The following is a 16,422-nucleotide window of genomic DNA, read 5'->3' on the forward strand; positions in this document are numbered from 1 at the left end:
TACTGCCCTACTGCCCTACTGCCTTCCCGTTTGTCCCCGATGACGCAAATAGTGATCGGCGATCGCGCAGGCAACCATCGCCTCGCCGATCGGCACGGCGCGGATGCCGACGCACGGATCGTGCCGGCCCTTGGTCATGATCTCGACGTCGTTGCCGTCCTTGTCGATCGACTTTCGCGGGCTCAGGATCGACGAGGTCGGCTTGACGGCGAAGCGCGCGACGATCGCCTGGCCGGTCGAGATGCCGCCGAGGATGCCGCCGGCATTGTTGGACAGGAAGACCGGCTTGCCGTCATTGCCGATACGCATCTCGTCGGCATTTTCTTCGCCGGTGATGCGGGCGGCCTCGAAGCCGTTGCCGATCTCGACACCCTTGACGGCATTGATCGACATCAAGCCCGAGGCAATGTCCTGGTCGAGCTTGGCGTAGATCGGTGCGCCCAGGCCTGCCGGAACGCCGTCGGCGACGATCTCGATTACCGCGCCGACCGAGGAACCCGCCTTGCGGATGCCGTCAAGATACGCGGTGAAGACGGCGACCGATGCCGGATCGGGCGTGAAGAATGGATTTTCGGCGTCGCCAACGAAATTCCAGTTCCAGTTGGCGCGGTCGATCGATTTTTCCCCCATCGACACCAGCGCGCCGCGCACGATCATGCCGGGCACGACCTTGCGGGCCAAGGCTCCGGCCGCCACCCGCGCCGCCGTCTCGCGGGCCGAAGAACGGCCGCCACCGCGATAGTCGCGCAGGCCGTATTTGGCATCGTAGGTGTAATCGGCATGACCAGGCCGGTACTGGCGGGCGATTTCGCCATAGTCCTTGGAGCGCTGGTCGACATTCTCGATCAGCATCGACACCGGCGTGCCGGTGGTGATCATGGTCTCGCCGTCGTCATCCAGGATGAAGCCGGACAGGATCTTGACCTCGTCGGGTTCGCGACGCTGCGTCACAAAACGCGATTGACCCGGGCGGCGCTTGTCGAGTTCGGCCTGGACCTCGGCGCGCGTGAAGCGGATGCCGGGCGGACAGCCGTCGACGACGCAGCCGAGCGCTGGGCCATGGCTTTCGCCCCAGGTGGTGACACGGAAAAGATGGCCAAACGTATTGTGAGACATGAAAACCAGCCCTGCCGGCACCGAGCCGGCTTAGCGCATGACCCCGAAAATCGGAGCGATTTTCGGGAAGGATCATGCGCAAAAACAAACGTGCCACAGCGTCGTTTCTGCGTCAGGACGCGCGGCGCCGTAGCTGCGTTCTATTGGCGTTTTCCGCAGCGGTCAAACTGTGATCTGGCGGATTTAGTTTTGACACATTCGGTTGGTTTCTGCTTCCCTCGACCCGTCTGTTGAACACCGTCTGTTGAACACCCGCCGCCACCGAGCCGGCGCAATGATAAGAGGACGATGATGCGTATCCCGATCGGCGCCGTTGCCGCCATGTTGCTGATTTCCACCGCCGCCTTTGCCGGCCAGACCGAAGGCCTGATCAAAGAGATCGACAAGGAGACGTTGACGCTGACACTCGACGACGGCAAATCCTACAAGCTGAATGCCGAAACCGATCTCGAAGCGCTGAAACCCGGCATGGACATCGTGATCGCCTACGACGAGACAAACGGCGAGAACATCATCACCGACATGCAATTGCCGGAAAGCGATTCAACCGAATAGACTCATTCAGTCAGGGCGGTGCTGGCTATTTTGGCGAGCAACGCGACCAGTTTCGCGATGGGTCTCGGTTCCTGGCGGTTCAGCAAGTGACTCGCAAGTCACCCGCGAAAGCTTCAACTCCGCGCCCGATCAAACCCGGCAAGCCAGTCTTGCCTCGGCTTGAGGCGTTCGGCTGGACTTAGCCTCTCACGGGGTGAAGCCGCTAAATTCGGACGGCAGGACTGCATTCTCACCAATTTCTAACCTGAATCTCTCGTATCCTTAATAGCGGGTCCTCTATGGTTGCTCCGTGCTGAAACGGCGTCGCGGAAATGTTGCGCCGATCTGCGCGAGCCATCCTGCACGGTGGCCTTCTCTGCCGCGAAGGGGGTATTCTTGAATCCGATCGGTTTCGGGTTCTCAACGCCGATGGACACCGATGGGCATCAGGTCTCGCATTCTTGTATTTCAGCTCATTGTCGTGGGGGCAGTCGTGATTATGGCGGCTATCGTCTACATCACAATTCGCTCGACAACCTACTACACACAGCGCGTGCAATGGGCCAACAACCAACTGGAAGCCGTCACCGCGCTTACGGTCAACGCCAACCGATATTCTGAGCAGATCGCCGAGTTCCTGTTAATTGGCGAACCGGAGCGTCCCGACTACGAGAGCGCCCGCGCCGAACTTGAGGCCGGATTCGAAAAGCTCGCGCAGCTGACCAGGGGAGAAGCCGAGTTTCTCGGGCGCAGCAGCGAACAGGAGGACAGCGGTGACGAGATCTTCCGCATCACGCGGATGCGCACGCTCTACGGAGAAATCGCCAAAGCCACGTCGGACGCAATCAATCTTCGCAACCAGGGGCGCCAGGAGGACGCGGTCAGGATTTTTCGCCGGGACATCGAGAATCGTTTCGACGCCGAGTTCGAAAACATCCTGGAAGCCGCGCGGCGCGACGAAGAGGAGGAGGTTGTGCGAACCGAACTGCAGGCAGAAGCACTGTGGCGACGCCTGACCTGGATGACGGCCGCGCTTGCATTGGCTGCTGTGGTTCTCTGCTTTGTCGCTGCTTTCCTTCTCGCCCGATCATTGATGCGCCCGATCAGCCTGCTGACCGAAGGCACAGAGGCGATCAGTCGTGGTGATCTCGACCACCGGATCGCCTTTGATGGCCGCGACGAACTTGGTGCGCTCGCCAGGCGGTTCAACGAAATGGCCACGCATCAGCAAGACCAGCGCGACCGGCTGCTCAATGCCAAAGCAGAACTCGAGCAGCAAGTTGCCACACGGACCGCCGAGCTTGCCGCGGCCAACCAGCGGTTGACGGAGCTCGACCGGTTGCGCGTCCAGTTCCTCGCCGACATCAGCCATGAACTGCGCACTCCACTGACGGCGCTTCGCGGTGAAGCGGAAATTCCGCTGCGCCATGGTTCAAAGCCAGAGGCAGTGTACCGCGATGCGCTCGAACGGATTGTCACTCAGAGCCTGGAGATGGGACGCCTCGTCGACGATCTGGTTTTTCTTTCTCGTTCGGAAACCGATACAATACGCTTCGAGCCCCGCCGAACGGACCTCGTTACCATCGTCGCCGATGCGGTCCATGAGGGCGAAATCTTGGGGCGCGCCAAGGGCATCTCGATCAAGGCGGCCTACAGCACCCGTCCGGTCTGGATCACTGCCGACGCGCAACGTCTCAAACAGGCTCTCGTGATAATTCTGGACAATGCCATAAAATATTCTCCGCGCGATCGCTCGGTGAACTTGAGCATGACCGTTATGGACGGGCATGCGGAGATTGCGATACGCGACAAGGGTTTGGGCATTCCAGCCGAGGAAATACCCAAGGTGTTCGAGCGATTTTACCGTGGCCGAAGCCCAAGGGCGTCGCGCCAACTTGGCAGTGGCCTCGGTCTGGCGATCGCGAAATGGCTCATCGAAAAGCATCGTGGCGAGATTGCGCTCACGAGCGAGGTCGGGTCTTTTACTGAGGTCGTGGTCCGGCTTCCACACGCTGACGCAACCGCGTCTGCGGTTGCGAATGCAGGTGCCGCCGTGGTCGTTTTGAAAAAGAGGCTGCGTGCAAAAACCGGCTCGGAATAAAGAACGACCTCCTTCGTTTCATGGATTACGATTGTTGAGGCGGGAGCTTGGCGGAATGACCGCGCCCACCGCGAGGCGGGGAATTCTCTCACTCCCCGCAATACGACCTGGGGAGAAGGTGGTGTAAATGTCAAGGATTCTGCTGGTAGAGGACGACGATCGCATCGTCGGCTTCATCAAGCGAGGGCTCGAAGCCGAGGGTTACGTTGTCGACGTGACCGACAGTGGCGGGGATGTGCTGGCGATGGTGCGGGAGACGCCATATGCGCTGATCGTTCTCGACCGAATGCTTCCAGGAATCGACGGCCTCGAAGTATGTCGCATGCTGCGGCGCGAGCAGCACCAGCATCTTGTCCTGATGCTCACGGCCAGAGACAGCCTGCAGGACAAGGTCGAAGGGCTGAAGGGGGGCGCCGACGACTACCTGACCAAACCTTTCGCCTTCGACGAGCTGATCGCGCGCATGGAGGCGCTGCTTCGCCGCGGCTCCAGCACCGGCACGGACCCAGTCCTCAGAGTTGGCGATCTGGCGCTTGATCCGGTCGGCAAGAAGGTCTGGCGCGGCGAACGCGAGATCAGCCTTACGGCTAAGGAATTCAGGCTTCTCGCGTATCTGATGTCGCACTCCGGCGCTGTGATCAGCAGAACCCGGCTGCTCAACAATGTTTGGGATCTGAGCTTCGACCCGGAAACGAAGGTGGTCGATGTCTACATCCGCTACCTTCGCAGCAAGATCGAAAGCGTGGACGAAAAGCCGCTCATAAAAACCGTGCGGGGCTTCGGCTACGTGATATCGGCTTGAAGCCAGCGGTCACCTTCGTTTTCAGGAAATAGGCAGTTCTCTCACCAAGCTCTAACCTGATGCTTGCCATAGTCTAATCCTGGCCTTGCCGAAATCTAGCCGGACTCCCACGCTGGTTTAGCCGCCGTGGTCATATGCTGCCATATGAAGATACCGACCCACCCCGAATGCGTGCGGAGGCGGCTGACTTCGCCTGGTCCTCATGAAACCGGAAACTTCGACGTGATTGAGACTGATCAATTCGGAAAGCAGCTTGTTGCATTTCTTCCGAACCTGCGCCGCTTTGCGATTTCCCTTTGCCGTTCCCGCGATCTTGCCGACGATCTGGTGCAAGCGGCTTGCGAACGCGCGCTTGCCAACACCGAGCGCTTTGAACCTGGAACCCGTCTTGATGCGTGGTTGTTCCGGATCCTGCGAAATTTGTGGATTGACCACATCAGAAGGCAGCGCACGGCCGGCCCGCAGGAGGACATTGAGCAACGGCAGGACCTCGTCGGCGCCTGTGGCGAGCGAGATGTCGAAGCACGCTTTACACTGAACAGCGTTGCCCAGGCGATCACCGACCTGCCGGACGATCAGCGCGAAATCATTCTCCTGGTCTGCGTCGAGGACCTTTCCTACAGGGAGGCGTCCGGCGTTCTCGGGATTCCGATCGGAACGGTGATGAGCCGGCTGGCGCGCGCCAGAAAGAATCTCGCCGAGGCAGTCGGAATAAATCCTGGCTTGCCACGTTCACCGGTCATGAAGGGCGAGAACAGAAATGATAAGATGCGAGTTTGCTGACGAAACGCTCATGGCCTTTGCAGACGGCGAACTTGACGACGCGACTGCCGCAGCCATCGAGAAAGCCATGCAACCGGAAATCGCCAACCGGGTCGCCCTGTTCCTGGAAACCCGCATTCAGGTCAAAGAGGCACTGACGCCGGTTCTCGATGAACCCGTTCCCGACCGACTCAGCCAGTCCGTGCAGCGAATGATCGACGAGGCCAGGCGGCGCAGCGTTCCATCGCACGCCGGCGAGGCCGCGCGTGTCGTTGCCTTCAGGGCGAGGCACAATCAGGCAATGCCGCGCCCCCAGGCATCCTGGATCATGCCGCTGGCTGCTTCGCTGGTTGCAGTCGCTTTTGGGTTCGGCGGATATTTTTTTGGGCTTGCCATCCAAAACCAGCCGCATGGACTTGAGGTGGCAGGGCAGGACAGCCCTCTTTCAGAGGCGCTCGGGCAGGTGGCGTCCGGCGAAGAAACCGTGCTGACAGGCTCCACCGACAGGATCCGTGCCGTAGCCACGTTTCGCGATGGAACCGGTTCCTTGTGCCGCGAATTTGAAATCGATTCCGCCAACCGCTCGACCGTCATATCCGTGGCGTGCCACTCGGATGATGGTTGGGCGGTGAATTTTGCCGTCGTTGCGCCCGCACGCGATGGCGGATATGCACCGGCCTCGTCTACGGAAGCGCTCGATTCCTATCTCGCGGCAACCGGAGCGCATGAGCCTCTGTCACGGGAAGACGAGGCGGCGGCATTGAGATCGTTGGGCCAGTAGAAGGCGGGCCCGTGGGCATGCTTTTGGGCGACATGCATTAGAGCCAGTCCAGGCTCCGGCCCTCCAGCCTGAGCAAGCGATCGTGCGGCACATTCAGCCTGGCGGCTTCTTTCTCGGGCATTCCCAGCACCATGCGGAACAGGACGCGCACGACGCCGCCATGAGTCACGCAGACCGTCCGGCGGTCCAGCGCGTCGAACCACGGCTTTACCCGTTCGAGCAGCATTTGATAGCTTTCGGCGCCCTTGCCGGGCGGCAGGAAATTCCACTTGTCGAGGCGCCTCTCCCTGGCCGAGCCGAGATGCCGGGCCTCGAGTTCGGGAAAGGTGAAACCCTGCCAGTCGCCGAAACTCATTTCGACAAGGCGGGGATCGGTGCGGTAAGCCCTGGGATCGAGCCCCATCGCCATGCGAATGCGTTCCATGGTCTCACGCGTTCGCCGCATCGGGCTGGCGACAAAATCGAAATCTTCGGGATTATGAACCAATTCGGCCAGCCGATGGCCATTGCCGGTCGCCTGCTCGCGGCCGAGCGGGTTGAGATCGGTGTCGGCCTGTCCTTGCAGCCGGGACTCGGCGTTCCACACCGTCTGGCCATGGCGCGCGATGTAGACGAGCGGATACATCAGGTCATCCGGAGAGCGGCCGAGAGCAGGCGGGAGGGTATATTCCAGGCGGGTCTATTCCTTGACGGTCGAAATATCAGGCGCGTCGACCGCCTTCATGCCGACGACATGGTAGCCGGAATCGACATGGTGGATCTCGCCGGTGACGCCGCGTGAAAGGTTTGAAAGGAAATAGACCGCTGAATCGCCGACCTCCTCTTGCGTCACCGTCTGCTTTAGCGGCGAATTGTATTCGTTCCACTTCAGGATGTAGCGAAAATCGCCGATGCCGGAGGCTGCCAGCGTCTTGATCGGACCGGCGGAGATGGCGTTGACGCGGATTTTCTTGGCGCCGAGGTCGACGGCCAGATAGCGCACGCTGGCTTCGAGCGCTGCCTTGGCAACACCCATGACGTTGTAGTGCGGCATCACTTTTTCCGCACCGTAATAAGTCAACGTCAGCAGCGAGCCGCCATCGGTCATCAGCGCCTCGGCGCGCTTGGCGATGGTGGTGAAGGAAAACACCGAGATGTCCATCGTGCGCAGGAAATTGTCGCGCGTCGTCTCGACATAGCGGCCTGTCAGTTCGTCCTTGTCGGAAAAGGCGATGGCGTGGACGAGGAAATCGAGCTTGCCCCAACGCTTGGCGATGTCGTCGAAGACCGCATCGAGCGTTGTCGGATCGGTCACATCGCAATGGCCGGCGACATGGGCGTTGAGTTCCGCCGCCAGCGGCTCGACGCGCTTCTTGAACGCCTCGCCCTGGTAGGTCAGCGCGATCTCGGCGCCATGGTCGACGCAGGCCTTGGCGATGCCATAGGCGATCGACCGATTGTTCGCGACGCCCAGGACAAGCCCGCGCTTGCCGGCCATAATGCCTTGTCCACCCGCCATGTGAGCGCTCTCCGCAAGATTTGCTGCTTCGTGAGTGGCTATCGCACAGGCACAGAGCCCCTTCAAGCGCTCAAAACGGACAGTGCCCGCCCGGCTGACCTTCCGACCTGGATGCCATGTAGCAGTTCTGCGAGCGTGGTTGTGCGTCGAAGCGGTCACTCGATCCTAAAACGAGGCGCATCTGCCGGCGCCGACGCCAATAGGTCGCGAACAAGTTTCCTCGTCATGAATTCACCGGCATCTTTCGCATCCGAGATGTCCATGGCGAACGCTCCCGGACCGCCGATCACGCTGGAGCGGAAATATTGCGCAAGTTCCGCATCCTGCCCCAGGACCAATCCGTTGATCGTAAAACCTTGCGCCAGCGCCGCGTCTCGCGAGGATTCTGTTCCGCGCTCGAAATTGTCGGTTCCGTTGGCGCAGATGTTCATGACCGCGCGCTGCGTCGCGTGCGGCGATGACGCCAACAGGAGCGAAGCAAGGGCGATCGCCTCCGACATGTCTGTCAGACGATCGTGCATCGCTGCGGGATCAGCGTTGCCGTCCTGCTCCATATCGCCGCCTCCGTAATGGGTTCGGTCGATGAGCGTCACCGAAGCGAGCGCCTGAGACACGCGCGCGGCGTCCTCGGCCGAGTCGATGACGGTCCAGGGCACCAACAGGTCGAACTTGCCATCGCTTGACCATGTAAAGACGGCGAACCCGATCCGACGCCGCGGGCCGGCGGTGGCGGCGCGCAGGAAGTCGGGGTGGACGAGCGCCCGCACGAGCCCGGTTTGCTGGAGCCATTCCTCATATCGGCCGATCGAGTCCGAGACGTCGATTGCTGTGACGACATTGGCGTCGGTGCCCGGCACGACCGCGTTGGCCGCTGGCGAAGCGCCGCACAGGAAGACCATCAGTGGCAGGGCGAGGTGAAGGGCGCGCCAGCGGCAAGGTTTCGCCGGCATGGCAGGCTTCGACTTCACACCCTGGTGTTCTGAACGACGCCGGAACCAGCGCGTTGGAACGGACGGAAACAGGTGCGACAGCATTGGCTCCTCCCGGAATGATCCCGGGGGTAACGGGCCGGAGCCAAACTTATTCCTCCCGTTCGCGCGGCCGTTTCCGCAATTCGGTTATGTCCGCTTTGAGAATGGCAGGCCCGGATCCATTGCGTGAAGATCCGCATCACGCCCCAGCCCGCGATAGAGGATGAACGCACAGCAACAGGCGACGGCAATCGACAGCATCTCGCCGCCGTCTTCCGCGTAGCCAACGAGCTTCGAGCCCGTCAGGAAGTGCAGCATGTCAACCACCACGGCAAAACCCACAAGACACGCGAACAGCAGCAAAAACACCGATCCAAGGGCTTGTTGCCTCGGTCTGCTTTGCCAGAATGACCACAACAGCGGCGCCAGCAGGCCGAGCGCGACCGCCGACCAGGTGATGATTTCCCCGGTGTCGCGAGCCCGCATGCCCGGCAGCGAAACGAGGTCGAATGTCGCTGCCAGCAGCAGGCCGCCGTGCTCATGGAAACGGGTGGCGTCGTCGAGCGTCACAAAACTGAAAATCAGCGACCAGGCAAGAAACATATGCTCCCTGGTTCGAAGCCAGATGCCGAACAGAAACAGGGCGCAAAGCGCGGCCTGCCCGTAGTTGAACATCTCGGGCAGCGATCCATCCCTGCTGATGTTGAGACGCGCAGGCAGATCGTAGTGTGAAATTCCGACAGATCGAAGCGCCTCGATCGCGAAGGGAACGGTGATGACGAGGATATTCAGGCATATTACTATCAGCGCGAAAACCCTGCTGAACCTGTCGTTTCGATACATCGCCCGGATTTCCCCGAACGCACTTTCCAAACTCGATAACGCATGACCCAGCAATCCGACGCGCTCCTTCGTAGCTCTTCGTTTGACGGACAATTTCGTTAGTCAACCAAGAGGTCAAGATTGGGGCAGGACGTGCTTCTGGACCGCCCGTCGACGTTCAGCCCGCCCGGCTGAGTTCGGTCCGGCATGGTCTGGAAAACGGGGCGGCCGCGGGTTTATTCCGCCCGAGCAAAAGAAAACGCTCTCGGCGACGAGCGATTGACCCGCCTGGCGCAAGCCGGCCACGTTGCGGGCGGGCGTTCGCCATCGAGCGATGTCGCGGAATGCGGCTGAGCCCTGCAGTCGAACAAGACGGACAGGTGAGAGACAGGAGCGTTTGCGGCGCAGCGCGGCTTTGACGCGCCAAGCTAACGTTTGCGGTTGCGCATCAACGCTTCGAGATCGCTGTCGCCACCCTCAGGCAGCATCAGCCGCACATGCGCGTAGAGATCGCCGTGACCGCCGACTTTTTCCGGCAGGCCCCTGCCCTTCAGCCGCAGAACCTTGTCCGAGCTCGACCAGGCGGGGACATTGACTGCAACCTTGCCGGTCGGCGTTTCGACCGCCACCTTGGCACCGAGCACGGCATCCGCCAGCGCAATCGGCAGGTCGGCGTGGAGGTCGCGGCCTTCGACACGGTAGCGCGGATGCCGCCGGAAGCGGATCTTGACCAGCGCCTCGCCCGGTTGCCCCGGCCCTTGCTCGCCCTGGCCTTTCAGCCGGATGGTCTGGCCGTCTTCGACATAGGCTGGCAGCTTGACTGCGACCTTGCGCCCGTCGGGGAACATCGCCGTTACCTTCTCGGCAGTCGCCGCTTCTTCGATGGTGATGTCGAGCGTCACGTTCAGGTCGGCGCCGGTCGGCGCCTGCCGGCCGGCACCCATGCCGGCGCCGCGCGAGAAGGTCTCGCCGAAAATCTGGCTGAAGATGTCGCTGCTGCCGTCGAACGGATCGCCGCTCGGACGGCCTGAGCGAAACTCGAAACGCGAGCCGCCCGGCCCTTGCTGCCGGCGAAAACCGGCGAACGGATCGGCGCCGCCGGCGGCGCCCTCGAAGCCTTGAAAGCGCGGCTTGCCCTCGGCGTCGATTTCGCCACGATCGAAAGCCGCACGGTTCTTCTCGTCGCCGACGATCTCGTAGGCCTGGTTGGCCGCGGCAAACCGCTCCTTCGCCCTGGGATCCGGATTCTGGTCCGGATGATACTCCTTGGCAAGTTTGCGGTATGCCGATTTTATATCCTTGGCCGATGCGTTCTTGGCAACGCCCAGCACCTCATAGGGGTCGCGCATGCTTCCTGCCCTGGAGAAGGAGTGAGTCCATGATTGCCATCTATATGCGCTCGCATAGGAAGAAATTCCAGTAGCTTACGGTCATATGATGGCGGAAAATCAGAGCGCTTTGAAGTCCTGCATCCGCCAGGCGCCGGCGCCGGCCAGGCACACCTCGCCCTTGAACAGGGCGACGCCGTCGAAGCTTTCGCGTGAGGCGGTGAAGCGGCGGCAAAGCTGACCGTTGTCCCTGGACTCCGCCAGTTCGGTGATCGAGCCGCGCGAACCGGTATCGGAATTCGCCCAGGGAACGGCCTGCCCGCCAAGTTCCTGGATATCGGCTGAAGACACCGCGTTGCGGATCGTCGCCTGGTCCGAGGCGCGATCCTGGTCGATCGGCATGGCAGAGGCAGGCGTGCTGCTGGTCAGGATCGTACGGTCGACCTCCGCCTGCTCCAAACTGAAGCCGCCGGCACCGCAGGCGGCAAGCGGCAAGGCGACCAGCACGATCGCGGCCGCCTTGACCGCACCTTGCGCATTGGCCGAAGCAATAAGGCGCCATTGCCTGCTGTCAAAAAGTTGCGCGATGCGCGACAATCGGCAATCTCCCCCGGCCGGCAATAGAATTTGGAAAAACTATGAGCGAAACTGAGTTAACAAGCGGTGACTTTGCCGAGGCTGCCGAGCCATTCCGCCTGTTTGCCGCATGGCTCGACGATGCGACGAAGAGCGAGATCAACGATCCCAACAGCGTGGCGCTGGCGACCGTCGATGCCGAGGGCATGCCGAATGTGCGGATGGTGCTGCTCAAGGGGTTCGATGAAAGCGGATTTGTGTTCTACACGAATTTCGAGAGCGCCAAAGGCCGCGAGATTCTTGGCAGCATGAAGGCGGCGATGTGCTTTCACTGGAAATCGCTGCGCCGGCAGGTGCGTGCACGGGGGCCGGTGGAGATCGTTACCGAGGCGGAAGCGGACGCGTATTACGCGACACGTCCGCGCGGCAGCCGCATCGGGGCATGGGCGTCGAAACAGTCGCGGCCGCTGGAGAGCCGCTTCGCACTGGAAAAAGCCGTTGCCGAATACACGGCGCGCCATGCGATCGGCGAGATCCCACGACCCAAACACTGGTCGGGTTTTCGCATCGTGCCGCAGACGATCGAGTTCTGGCACGACCGGCCTTTCCGGCTGCACGATCGCATTGTCTTCTCGCGCAACCCTGAGGGCGGCTGGGACAAGACAAGGCTTTATCCCTGAGCGGCTGGTCCCTTAAGCGACTTCATCAAGGAGCCTGGGCAATCCTCGCGAGACGATCTGCTGATCGACGTGAACGGCGGCCTTGCGATTTTCGGCTTCGATATACGTGAAGATGTCGTCACGATCGCAGAGCGCAAGCCGTGCCCAGCCTCAAGACTCACCTGCCTCGGCCTTGCGAAGCGCTGCCGCCCGCCGTCCAGCAAAATGGGATTCGGCGTCAGCGTCTTCAACGTCCGGCCGGGTATCCTCGAGCGCCTGCAGAACTTTCGCCCGGAACCAGGCATCGTGGGCGTCACTGTTGCTGACGAGTTCGAGCGGCAAGGCGCCCTCATTGGCGGTGCGCGTCAACAAGATGCGGACGGCATCGGAAACCGTGAGCCCCATGTTTTCCAGAACCGCCGTGGCGCGTTCCTTCACCTCAGCGTCAATTCGGGTCTGGACCAGTGCGTTCGATACCATGGCAGACAATGTAATGCATTTGCATGACATGTGCCAGGCTCTTGGTCGGCGCGTCTAGTTCCTCTGCACAGTGGTTTTGACAGGTTGGGCCGATCGGCAGCGACCGTCGACAATTCCTCTCAGCCAATTTCAGTGGCAAATCGCAAACCTCTAGGATTGGCTGAAACATCCCTCCCTTCGTCATCCCAGGGCAAAGCAAGGAGCGAAGCGACGCGGCGCAGACCCTGGGATGACGAAGACGTGGTGGGAACTAATAGCCCAGCTATCCCTTCTTCCTGGTCATGAACGCCATCAAGGCGGCGCGGGCCTCGTCGGATTTGAGCCGCGCGCGAAAATGCTCGCTTTCCTGGCTGATGCGGTCAACGAGGTCTTCACGCGAGCCGCGCATCAGGTCGCGCGCGATCTTCAGTGCCTGCGGCGGCTTGGCAGCAACCTGCCCGGCAGCGGCAAGCACGGCGGCTTCGAGTTCGTCCTCCTCGACCACTGCGTAGATCAGTCCGGCGGCTTTCGCCCGCTCGGCCGAAAAGCCTTCGCCGAGGCCAAGCAGCGCGAAGGCGCCTTGCCGGCCCAGAATCTGCGGCGCAAGCAGGCTCGACCCCGCCTCGGGGACCAGGCCGAGATCGACGAAGGGCGTGCGGAATAGTGTGCGCGGCGTGGCGAAGGTCAGGTCGCAGTGCAGGTTGAGCGTTGTGCCGATGCCGACCGCAATGCCGTCGACGCCGGAGATCATCGGCTTTTCCGTCCTGGCCAGCGCCATCAGGAAATCCCAGACTTCGGTGCCGCCCTCGCCGCCGGTGGCGACGACCATGAAATCGGCAAGGTCATTGCCCGACGAGAAGGCGCCTGGAACACCGAGGAAGACATGGACGCGGATCGCCGGATCGGCGTCGCCCTCGGCAAGGGCTTTGGACATTGTTGCATACATGGCCCGCGTCAAGGCGTTCTTCTTGTCCGGACGGTTGATGCGGATGATCTGGATGGCGCCCTGGCGCTCGACGAGGATGTGGTCTGTCACGGGTGATCCTTTGTGAACGTCGTGAAACGTCAACCTGGTGGCTGTCAGGCAGAAATCAGCGTCTGGCCGGCAGCGGCAAGGCTCTCGGCGCCGCCGATGACACGCTCCTTCAGCGCGCCCGCCTCGCCAAGCAGGTTTTCGGCGTAAAAACGGCAAACGGCGATGCGGCTTGGGTCGGCAAGCGCGCCGCGCGCCAGATAGGCGCCGCCCGCCGCCAGCGAGATCAGCCGCAGATACGGCGTCGCGCCGGCCAGCGCCGCGTCCGAGCGGCCGTCGGCGAGCAGCCCTTGCAGGAAGCGCGTCGCCTGGCTGAGATCGTCGAGCGCCTGGTCGAGGCCATCGGCGGTGCGGCCAAAACCTTGAAGGTTCGAGGTCCGCGCTTGATTGGCGACGGCTTTCAGTTCGGCGATGTAGCCATGCACATGCTCGCCGTCGCCAAGCGGCAGCTTGCGCGCCACCAGGTCTATCGCCTGGATGCCGTTGGTGCCTTCGTAGATCGGCGCGATGCGCGCGTCGCGATAAAGTGCTGCCGCACCGGTCTCCTCGATGTATCCCATGCCGCCATGAACCTGCAGCCCGAGCGAGGCGACCTCGACGCCTACATCGGTGGAAAAGGCCTTGGCCAGCGGCGTCAGCAGATTGGCGCGCTCCTGCCAATGGATGGCTTCATCGCCGACGGATACGCGCGCGTGGTCAATGGCGTGCGCGCAGCAATAGCTGATGGCGCGCGCAATCTGGGTCAGCGCCTTCATGGTCAGAAGATTGCGCTGCACGTCGGGGTGATGGACGATCGGCGCCATGCCGCTGCCATCATAGCTCGCGGCCTTGCCTTGCCGGCGGTCATTGGCGTAGGCGAGCGCCTTCTGCGTGGCCGTTTCGGCGACCGCAACACCCTGCATGCCGACGGCGAGCCGCGCATTGTTCATCATGGTGAACATGCAGGCGAGGCCCTTGTTTTCCTCGCCGATCAGCCAGCCGATCGCGCCGGGGGCGGTCCCTTCGAAACCGTCACCATAGATCATGGTGCAGGTCGGCGAGGCGTGGATGCCCAATTTGTGCTCCAGCCCGGAGCAGAAGACGTCGTTGCGTGCGCCAGGCGCGCCGTCGTCGCCGACAAGGAATTTCGGCACCAGGAACAGCGAAAGGCCGCGCGTGCCGGCCGGCGCGTCGGGCAGCCGCGCCAGCACCAGATGGATGATGTTGTCGGTAAGATCGTGCTCGCCATAGGTGATGAAAATCTTCTGGCCGAAGATGCGGTAGGTGCCGTTGCCGGCCGGCTCGGCGCGGGTGCGCAAGGCATTCAGATCCGAGCCGGCCTGCGGCTCGGTCAGGTTCATCGTGCCCATCCATTCGCCTGAGACGAGCTTTTCCAGGTATTTGGCCTTCAGCGCCGGTGAGGCATGCTTGTCGAGCGCTTCGACCGCCCCCATGGTCAGCGTCGGGCCGATGCCGTAGGCCATGGCGGCGGAGTTCCACATTTCGAGCGCGGCGACGCCCAGCATGGTCGGCAGCGCCTGGCCGCCGAATTCCTCCGGCGCTGACAGCGCGTTCCAGCCGCCGTCGATCCAGCGGTGATAAAGTTCCCTCCAGCCGGGCGGCATGGTGACGGCAGCGCCGCTCAGCACCGCGCCTTGTTCATCGCCGATCTTGTAGAGCGGCGCGACCTCTTCGCTGGCAAAGCGGCCGGCTTCCGCCAGAATGGCGTCGACGAGGTCTTCGCCAAGGTCGCCAAAGGTGCCGGCGTCAAGCGCCGGCTTCAAGCCAGCCACATGCTTCAGCGTGAAGGCGATTTCCTCGACTGGTGCCCGGTACATGCCGCTCGCTCCTCCTCTGTCCGGCAAGCCAACTTAAGATCCGTGCCGACACAAGACCATCCGCTTTTGGGTCGCCTCTCCATGTTCTTTTTACGTAAACGTCGAGTGAACACTAAAAGCGAATGACTTCAACTGGTTACAGAACTGAGGTCGAGGTGACCCCACAATGCGCCCCCAAAACATAGGCATTAAAAAAGGGCCGCATCGCGACCCTTTTGTTGCCGAAGCGCAGGACGGTCAAGCGTTGGCGAGACGGTCCAGCTGCTTTTTTACCTGGATGGCGATCGTCGTGCGATGCAGCGTCGGATGCATTTCGACCAGCTTTGCAACGATCGCTTTGCGGTCGAGCTTCGGATGCAGTTTGATCGTCGCGGCGCGAATGATCGCGCACGGGCCGAGATCGGCGTCCGTTGCCACAGGCGCGGCTTTGCCCTTGGCCTTGGCGGCAGGTGCGACAGGCTTGGCCTTCTCGCGAATCTCGTATTGGTCGATACCATCGGGCGAACGCGTCCCATAAAGCTCGCGGGTGCCGGCTTCGTAAAGGCCAGCTTTGACCGCAGCGCGAAGGGCGGCGACGGCTTCTTTCTTGTCGGTGTAAATGGTCATTGGTATGCTCCGTTGCGTTGCGCCGCGCCAATCGCGGCATGAACACAATCCACGGTTGCACCGCCCTCGGCACCGCTTAATCGGCGCGCTGCTTAAATAAACATCGGTTCGGGCAAACGCCTCTCGACGTGGCCGGACGCCGCAAGCTGGGCAGCGCGGCATTGCTCGGCGCGATAGGCAGCGGCGGCACGAGTGCAGCGCTTCCCGCAATATCGTTTGTTGCCTTTATGTCTGGTCGTCAGCGCCATGGCTTTGCAGCACACCGCGCAATCCCGGTATTGAACGATCCAGCGCTTGCGAGCCATCAACACACTCGAACTAAATGGCGTAAGGGTAAAGTGTTCAACGAAGCAACGTCCCGGCGAGGCCGACGGCGACGGTCGGCGAGGCGCCACGCCGGACGAGCATCTCAAGAAGGGCCACCCGTTTGGCATCGAGCGACAAGCCCGGCTTTATCCGGTCAATGAGCGCCGACGCTAGAGCGGATGCTCGGCCGGCGACGGCGTGCTTCGAGTTGCGCGAGACGGTGACGTTCATCGCCGATGCCTTGTGCTACC

General features: G+C 61.8%; 18 protein-coding genes and 1 pseudogene. 6 read left to right on the top strand and 13 right to left on the bottom strand.

The window, feature by feature from the left end; genetic code table 11:
• Nucleotides 1-15 precede the first annotated feature (15 nt).
• Nucleotides 16-1,116, bottom strand: a complete 1,101-nt coding sequence (gene aroC / locus AC0L2R_RS10385) for a chorismate synthase (protein ID WP_473508712.1) — start codon at nt 1,114-1,116, stop codon at nt 16-18.
• Between the two features lie 291 nt (nt 1,117-1,407).
• Here aroC and AC0L2R_RS10390 point away from each other — a divergent pair, with 291 nt between their 5' ends.
• The 5 genes from AC0L2R_RS10390 to AC0L2R_RS10410 all read left to right on the top strand — a co-directional run bounded on the left by AC0L2R_RS10390 (nt 1,408) and on the right by AC0L2R_RS10410 (nt 6,096).
• Nucleotides 1,408-1,671, top strand: a complete 264-nt coding sequence (locus AC0L2R_RS10390; RefSeq protein ID WP_287209946.1) for a DUF1344 domain-containing protein — start codon at nt 1,408-1,410, stop codon at nt 1,669-1,671.
• Nucleotides 1,672-2,089: 418 nt separating this feature from the next.
• A complete protein-coding gene (locus AC0L2R_RS10395; protein WP_473508713.1) occupies nt 2,090-3,751 on the top strand; it encodes a sensor histidine kinase in 1,662 nt (553 codons plus the stop codon).
• 127 nt (nt 3,752-3,878) lie between these two features.
• On the top strand, nt 3,879-4,553 hold the full coding sequence (locus AC0L2R_RS10400; protein WP_473508714.1) for a response regulator transcription factor: 675 nt from the start codon (nt 3,879-3,881) through the stop codon (nt 4,551-4,553).
• 144 nt (nt 4,554-4,697) lie between these two features.
• Nucleotides 4,698-5,336: an RNA polymerase sigma factor gene (locus AC0L2R_RS10405; protein ID WP_473508715.1), complete on the top strand. Its 639-nt coding sequence runs from the start codon at nt 4,698-4,700 to the stop codon at nt 5,334-5,336.
• 10 nt (nt 5,337-5,346) lie between these two features.
• On the top strand, nt 5,347-6,096 hold the full coding sequence (locus AC0L2R_RS10410) for an anti-sigma factor family protein (protein ID WP_473508716.1): 750 nt from the start codon (nt 5,347-5,349) through the stop codon (nt 6,094-6,096).
• A 37-nt stretch (nt 6,097-6,133) separates the two neighbouring features.
• Here the strand turns inward: AC0L2R_RS10410 and AC0L2R_RS10415 are convergent, their stop codons facing one another.
• The 6 genes from AC0L2R_RS10415 to AC0L2R_RS10440 all read right to left on the bottom strand — a co-directional run bounded on the left by AC0L2R_RS10415 (nt 6,134) and on the right by AC0L2R_RS10440 (nt 11,312).
• Nucleotides 6,134-6,721 (bottom strand): histidine phosphatase family protein, encoded by a 588-nt coding sequence (locus tag AC0L2R_RS10415; protein ID WP_473508717.1) that lies wholly within the window; start codon nt 6,719-6,721, stop codon nt 6,134-6,136.
• 54 nt (nt 6,722-6,775) lie between these two features.
• Nucleotides 6,776-7,594, bottom strand: a complete 819-nt coding sequence (gene fabI / locus AC0L2R_RS10420) for an enoyl-ACP reductase FabI (RefSeq protein ID WP_128179857.1) — start codon at nt 7,592-7,594, stop codon at nt 6,776-6,778.
• Between the two features lie 155 nt (nt 7,595-7,749).
• Nucleotides 7,750-8,628, bottom strand: coding sequence for a DUF1194 domain-containing protein (locus tag AC0L2R_RS10425; RefSeq protein ID WP_473508718.1), 879 nt, complete (start codon nt 8,626-8,628; stop codon nt 7,750-7,752).
• Between the two features lie 84 nt (nt 8,629-8,712).
• On the bottom strand, nt 8,713-9,240 hold the full coding sequence (locus AC0L2R_RS10430) for a hypothetical protein (RefSeq protein ID WP_473508719.1): 528 nt from the start codon (nt 9,238-9,240) through the stop codon (nt 8,713-8,715).
• A gap of 575 nt (nt 9,241-9,815) precedes the next feature.
• Complete coding sequence (locus tag AC0L2R_RS10435; protein WP_473508720.1) at nt 9,816-10,736, bottom strand: DnaJ C-terminal domain-containing protein; 921 nt, start codon at nt 10,734-10,736, stop codon at nt 9,816-9,818.
• A gap of 99 nt (nt 10,737-10,835) precedes the next feature.
• A complete protein-coding gene (locus tag AC0L2R_RS10440; protein WP_473508721.1) occupies nt 10,836-11,312 on the bottom strand; it encodes an RT0821/Lpp0805 family surface protein in 477 nt (158 codons plus the stop codon).
• 41 nt (nt 11,313-11,353) lie between these two features.
• On the opposite strand from AC0L2R_RS10440, the gene pdxH reads away from it, so the two are divergent.
• Entirely contained in the window at nt 11,354-11,971 is a 618-nt protein-coding gene (gene pdxH, locus AC0L2R_RS10445) for a pyridoxamine 5'-phosphate oxidase (RefSeq protein WP_473508722.1), read from the top strand.
• 24 nt (nt 11,972-11,995) lie between these two features.
• On the opposite strand, the pseudogene AC0L2R_RS10450 reads toward pdxH, so the two are convergent.
• The 6 genes and pseudogenes from AC0L2R_RS10450 to AC0L2R_RS10475 all read right to left on the bottom strand — a co-directional run.
• Nucleotides 11,996-12,085, bottom strand: a pseudogene (locus AC0L2R_RS10450) (type II toxin-antitoxin system mRNA interferase toxin, RelE/StbE family); the annotation flags it as partial.
• Between the two features lie 36 nt (nt 12,086-12,121).
• Nucleotides 12,122-12,430 (bottom strand): type II toxin-antitoxin system RelB/DinJ family antitoxin, encoded by a 309-nt coding sequence (locus AC0L2R_RS10455; protein ID WP_473508723.1) that lies wholly within the window; start codon nt 12,428-12,430, stop codon nt 12,122-12,124.
• Between the two features lie 262 nt (nt 12,431-12,692).
• Nucleotides 12,693-13,445, bottom strand: a complete 753-nt coding sequence (locus AC0L2R_RS10460) for a crotonase/enoyl-CoA hydratase family protein (RefSeq protein ID WP_473508724.1) — start codon at nt 13,443-13,445, stop codon at nt 12,693-12,695.
• Between the two features lie 44 nt (nt 13,446-13,489).
• Nucleotides 13,490-15,259, bottom strand: coding sequence for an acyl-CoA dehydrogenase (locus AC0L2R_RS10465; RefSeq protein WP_473508725.1), 1,770 nt, complete (start codon nt 15,257-15,259; stop codon nt 13,490-13,492).
• A gap of 237 nt (nt 15,260-15,496) precedes the next feature.
• Entirely contained in the window at nt 15,497-15,865 is a 369-nt protein-coding gene (locus AC0L2R_RS10470) for a hypothetical protein (RefSeq protein ID WP_473508726.1), read from the bottom strand.
• A 342-nt stretch (nt 15,866-16,207) separates the two neighbouring features.
• Entirely contained in the window at nt 16,208-16,402 is a 195-nt protein-coding gene (locus AC0L2R_RS10475; RefSeq protein WP_473508727.1) for a hypothetical protein, read from the bottom strand.
• Nucleotides 16,403-16,422 lie beyond the last annotated feature (20 nt).

The sequence above is a fragment of the Mesorhizobium sp. WSM4820 genome (assembly GCF_055811075.1).